This is a genomic window from Methyloceanibacter sp. (assembly GCF_051306395.1).
Lineage (GTDB): Bacteria > Pseudomonadota > Alphaproteobacteria > Rhizobiales > Methyloligellaceae > Methyloceanibacter.
Map to the genome: position 1 here is coordinate 1 of NZ_JBPPND010000112.1, position 5140 is coordinate 5140.

At 65.1% G+C, this 5140-nt stretch carries 7 protein-coding genes; 3 read left to right on the forward strand and 4 right to left on the reverse strand.

Annotated elements, in window-relative coordinates:
* The coding region (locus ACSLE4_RS06175) for a hypothetical protein (protein WP_435903604.1) at positions 1-351 on the forward strand (351 nt) is incomplete at its 5' end.
* 11 nt (positions 352-362) lie between these two features.
* On the opposite strand, the gene ACSLE4_RS06180 is transcribed toward ACSLE4_RS06175, so the two are convergent.
* From ACSLE4_RS06180 to ACSLE4_RS06195, 4 genes are all read right to left on the reverse strand, one after another.
* Positions 363-1040, reverse strand: coding sequence for a TetR/AcrR family transcriptional regulator (locus ACSLE4_RS06180; RefSeq protein ID WP_435903605.1), 678 nt, complete (start codon positions 1038-1040; stop codon positions 363-365).
* Positions 1041-1122: 82 nt separating this feature from the next.
* A complete protein-coding gene (gene proC / locus ACSLE4_RS06185; protein ID WP_435903606.1) occupies positions 1123-1944 on the reverse strand; it encodes a pyrroline-5-carboxylate reductase in 822 nt (273 codons plus the stop codon).
* Positions 1941-2438: a YbjN domain-containing protein gene (locus ACSLE4_RS06190; protein WP_435903607.1), complete on the reverse strand. Its 498-nt coding sequence runs from the start codon at positions 2436-2438 to the stop codon at positions 1941-1943. Before ACSLE4_RS06190 ends, proC begins: the two co-directional genes overlap by 4 nt.
* 222 nt (positions 2439-2660) lie before the next feature.
* Positions 2661-2945 carry an accessory factor UbiK family protein gene (locus ACSLE4_RS06195; protein ID WP_435903608.1) on the reverse strand — a complete coding sequence of 95 codons (285 nt, stop codon included), beginning with the start codon at positions 2943-2945 and terminating at the stop codon, positions 2661-2663.
* Between the two features lie 158 nt (positions 2946-3103).
* On the opposite strand from ACSLE4_RS06195, the gene lgt reads away from it, so the two are divergent.
* Together lgt and ACSLE4_RS06205 are read left to right on the forward strand one after the other, a co-directional pair.
* Positions 3104-3931: a prolipoprotein diacylglyceryl transferase gene (gene lgt, locus ACSLE4_RS06200; RefSeq protein ID WP_435903609.1), complete on the forward strand. Its 828-nt coding sequence runs from the start codon at positions 3104-3106 to the stop codon at positions 3929-3931.
* Positions 3886-5055, forward strand: a complete 1170-nt coding sequence (locus ACSLE4_RS06205; RefSeq protein WP_435903610.1) for a class I SAM-dependent methyltransferase — start codon at positions 3886-3888, stop codon at positions 5053-5055. The genes lgt and ACSLE4_RS06205 overlap by 46 nt, the downstream gene beginning before the upstream one ends.
* Positions 5056-5140: the final 85 nt, after the last annotated feature.

The window sequence follows — 5140 nt, forward strand, 5'->3', positions numbered from 1 at the left end:
ATTGTCGGACTGGCTGCAGTATTGGCCGTGGCGTTGACCGGACCGGCCTGGGGCCAAGCCGAACCGGACGGGTTCCAAGAGGACGAGCAGCCCGGCTCCGAGTTCGAACTGGATGTCGATGACGACGGCCAAGTGGAATTCGGCCGCAAAAGCACCTTGGACGCGGAAGAAGAAGGCGCGCCGGTGGGAGCGGAGGAAAGCAATCCGCTGCAAATCGGAGGCGATCCCTTGGGCGATCCGCTAGACGATCCGGACAATCCCATCGACCCGGACCCCATTGACGCGGAACTGCCCGGCGAAGGCCCCGAAAGCCTCTCAGGGCCCGACGACGACGATCCGCTGCCGTACTAGGCGGAGCTGTATCAGGCGGACGCCGCCGGCGCAGGTCCTGCCTGTGGCGGCGGCTGATCGCCTGCCTCGGACTTCCGCTTCCAACCGCGCGGCACGAGTCCGCACAGCATGCTGCACGCCTTTTCCATCTTCTGAAGCGTACGCTCGCCGTTGCTCAAGCCCCGGTCGAGCGTCGCCATGGTCTTGTCGAGCGAGGTCGAATCGTCCTCGAGCCAGACCTTGAGGGCTTTGCTGTAGATCGCCGTAAGTCCCGCCACGCGCACCGCGGCGCGCGCGCCATCGAGCTTGGCGCCAGCCGCGGCCAGCATCCAATATTGCGTGGCAAGCGAGGAACAGGCGAGCAGCGAAGCCTCTCCCGGCCGGCAGCGCAAATAGCAGGCGATGCGCTTCAGCGCGGGCTTGTACGGGCCCATCACTTCGAACCGCGTCATCAGCGTGTCGAACACGCGGTCGCGTACGCTTCCTTCCGCGCTCGCAGGCTTCGTCTTGGCCAGCACCTCGGCGTCCACCTCGGCCTGGAAGGCGCGCAAGATATCGCTCTTGCAGGCGAACTCGCGCCTGAGATCCGCGAGGTCAAGCCCCGCTTGCTTGGCGATATCGACAAGCGTGACATCGCCCCAATCGCGCGTCTGCGCCAGTTCCAGCGCGGCCCGCACCGCTTTATTACGTTTGGAGAAGTCTTCAAACATGGCCGTACTCCTTGGGTACCTTTACCCTGGAAGATAAGCTCTCTTGGTGGCCATCTAAAGACGGGTCACGCGATCCAAAAGCCTAAGACGACAGCTCCCGCGAGCGCTTGGCGGCCGCGGCGACGGCGCGGGAGAGCAACCCTTTCAAGGCATCCTCGCCCATCAGTATTTCGAGCGCCGCCGCCGTGGTGCCGCCGGGCGAGGTCACGTTCTTGCGCAGCGTGGCGGCATCTTCATCGGATTGAGCAAGAAGCGCACCGGCGCCCGCGACCGTCGCCCGCGCAAGCTGTCTGGCGTGTTCCGGCGATAGCCCGGCATCGATGCCCGCCTGTTCAAGACACTCGGCGAGCAGAAAGACATAGGCCGGTCCGCTACCCGACACCGCGGTCACCGGATCGAGTAGCGCCTCGTCCTCGACCCAGACCACTTCCCCGACGGCGGAGAGCAGCGCATCGCATTGGCGCCTCTGCTCTTCCGTGACATTGGCGTTGGCGATGCACACGGTGATGCCCTGCCCCACAGAAGCCGGCGTGTTCGGCATGGCGCGCACAACGGCGACGGTGTCCGGCAGATAGCGCGACAGGCTTTCCAGCGTGCGCCCTGCGGCGATGGACAAGACCACCGTCGTCTCGCCGACCATGGGCTCGACTTCGGGCAACAGCTTCTCGGCTATATTGGGCTTGACGGCGATCAAGATGACCGCGGGCGGCGCGGGCAGCTCCGGCGCGTCGTCCGCCACGATGCCGTGGCGCGCGGCGAACGCGCCCATCGCCTCAGACAGCGCGGGATCCTGGATAAAGACCGTGGCCGGGTCGAGGCCCTGCTTGAGCCATCCCTCGAGCAGCGCCCCGCCCATCTTGCCCGCACCGATCAGTAGCAGCGGGCCGGCGAGGCGGAGTGTCATGCGGTTCCTTGCGTCTCGAGCATGGTGGCGGCAAGCGCCTGTTCGGCCGACCTGCCCGCCCACATCACGAACTGGAAAGACTGATAATAGCGCTCGCAAGCCTCGAGCGCCGCTTTTAACAGCCCCTCGCATTGCCCCGCATGGGTATCGGCCCCGGCGAGGAGGAGCCCGTTGCGGTAGAGCAGCATACCGTCCTGTTGCCAAAGGTCGAAATGGCCGAGCCAAAGCTGCTCGTTGATCTGAGCCAGCAGCCGGTGGACCTCGGTGAGCCGCTCCTTGGTCACCCGGAAATCGAAGGCGCAAGCCAGATGCAGCGCCTCCAGATCCTCCCGCCAAGTCAACGAGATATGGTAGTCGCACCACGTCCCCGCGACCGACAGGGTCAGCTCATCCGGCGCACTGCGCTCGAACGTCCAGTCGTGGATGGTGGCGATCTGCTCCACCATGTCCACCGGGTTCGTGAAATGATCGTAAGTCGCTTGCATTGAAGCCATGCGTGTCCTCTGGGCCTTTTCAGGGGTCCGCGCACTAAAAACAGCCGCCGCGAATCAGTAGATGAATCAGTTATATAACGGGGAGTCTGCGAGTAGAACGCAGGCAGAGTCCGCTAAGCGCGAATTGCTGTGGATGGCGTGAAAAAGCTGTGGATTACGTGGAGACTCGACTCGACTCCTAGCGGCCGCTGGACCGGACAGACTCACTCCCACACGGAAGAACTAGGAGCCCTTCTTGGACTTTCCCTTGGCGCCGGCCTTAGCAGCGGTGGCCTCGAGCGCGGCGATGCGTTCCTTCAGGAGCTCGTTCTCTTCGCGCGCTTTCTGGGCCATGGCCTTGACCGCCTCGAACTCCTCGCGCTGCACCACGTCGAGCTCGCGCAACACACGCTCCGCTTGCGCACGGACCACGCTTTCGACCTCCTTGCGCACGCCGTCGGCGGCGCCGGCGTCGCCCGTCAGGAGCTTGCCGAGCTCGTCGAAAAACCGTCCGCTGGTTTGCGTCATGGCGCATGGTCTCCAAAAAGCGTGAAGCCAAACTGTCACTTAAGGCGACTATTGCGTGGCACGATGGCCGAGGCAAGCCGCCCGCGCTGAGGCCATGCGCGCCTTGACAGTGCCGTGCCGGCGGTCAAGGGTCGCCCCGTCTTTCGACCCGAGGCGTGATGCAGCTTTTCGTTCTTCCCTACCCGGTCATCGACCCTGTCGCCATCGAGTTCGGCCCCGTTTCCGTGCGGTGGTACGGGCTCGCCTATATGGCGGGCATCCTGCTCGGCTGGCTTTATGGACGCTATCTCGTGTCGCGCCCCGCGCTGTGGGGCGGCAAGCCGCCGATGACCGTGGGCCAGGCGGACGACTTTCTTCTTTGGATCACTCTCGGCATCGTCGTCGGCGGCCGTCTCGGCTTCGTGCTGTTCTACGAGCCGAGCTTCTTCTGGCAGAACCCCGCGGAGATCCCCGCGGTGTGGAACGGGGGCATGGCCTTCCATGGCGGCCTGCTTGGCGTGGTCATCGCGGTCGCCGTGTTCTCTTGGGTCAAGAAGATCAATCCACTGTCGCTGGGCGACGTCGCCTCGGCCGCGACCCCGTTCGGCCTGTTTTTCGGCCGCGTCGCCAACTTCATCAACTCCGAGGTGGTGGGCCGCCCGACCGACGTGCCCTGGGCCATGGTCTTCCCCGGCGTGGACAGCCTGCCGCGCCATCCGAGCCAGCTCTATGAAGCAGCCCTCGAAGGCATCGTGCTGTTCATCATCCTGCGTATCGCCACACACTATTTCAAAGCGCTGACGCGGCCCGGCACCGTGTTCGGCCTGTTCCTCATCTTCTACGGAATCTTCCGCAGTGTCGTTGAGGAGTTCGCGCGCGAGCCGCATCCCGGCCATCCCCTGGACGTCGGCATCCTGACGCCGGGAATGGCTTATTCCATCCCCATGGTCTTGATCGGCGCATGGCTCATCTGGCGGGCAAGACGAAAGCCAGCCTTGGCAGCGTGATGGCCGCCGCGCGAAAGCCGCACAGCCTGAAGAGCACGCTGCTCACAGCAAGGCTGAAAGAGCGCATCGCCCGCAAGGGCCCCATCAGCGTCGCCGCCTATATGGAAGCCTGTCTCGCCGACAAGGACGCAGGCTATTACCCCTCGCGCCAGCCCATCGGCGCGGACGGCGACTTCATCACCGCGCCGGAAGTGAGCCAGATCTTCGGCGAGCTTCTCGGGCTCTGGGCCGTCACCGTGTGGCAATCCATGGGCGCACCGAAGCCTATCGTGGTCGCCGAGCTCGGGCCCGGACGGGGCACGCTCATGACGGACGCCCTGCGCGCCTGGCGGAGCGTGCCGGACTTTCTGGCGAACGTCACCGTCGCGCTGGTCGAGACGAGCCCCGTGCTGCGCGAGGTCCAGCAGACGGCGCTCTACGGATCCGATGCGCCGGTCTCATGGTGCACGCGCTTGGAAGACGCGGCTGAAGGCCCGTTGATCGTGATCGCCAACGAGTTCGTCGACGCGCTTCCCGTTCGCCAGCTCGTGTGGCGCGCGCACGAATGGCGCGAGCGCTGCGTGCGGATCGGCCCGCGCGGCGGCTTCGACTTCTGCGAAGGGCACGCCGTACCCAGCGAGAGCCTGCAGCAACTCGCCGATACACTCGACATACCGAACGGGTCCATTCTCGAAATCAGACCGGCGGCGAACACGCTCATCGCGGCACTTGCCGCTCGCGCGCAAGACGTCCCGCTTGCCGCGCTGATCGTCGATTACGGCCACGAAACGACGGCTTGCGGCGACACGCTGCAAGCGATCTCGCGCCACAAATTCGCCGACCCGCTGCGGAACCCCGGCGAAGTCGACCTCACCGCCCATGTGGACTTCGCCGCGCTGAAGGACGCCACAATCGCGCATGGGCTGACCGCTTACGGACCGATGCCGCAAGGCGCGTTCCTGTTGCGGCTCGGTCTCGAAGCGCGCCGCGACCGTCTGTGCGAGGGCGCAACCGACGGACAATGTGAGGCGTTGACCGCCGGCACGAGCCGGCTCGTCGATCCCTCGGCGATGGGTCTTCTATTCAAGGCGCTCGCAATCACGAGCCCGGGGCTTGCCCCGCCGCCACCCTTCGGAGAGAGTTAGGAGCAAACGAGTGCCGGTCATGGTTACTGACGACAAGATAATGTTCCAGGCCCCGAGCCTCGCCGGGATCGACGGCGTCAGCCAC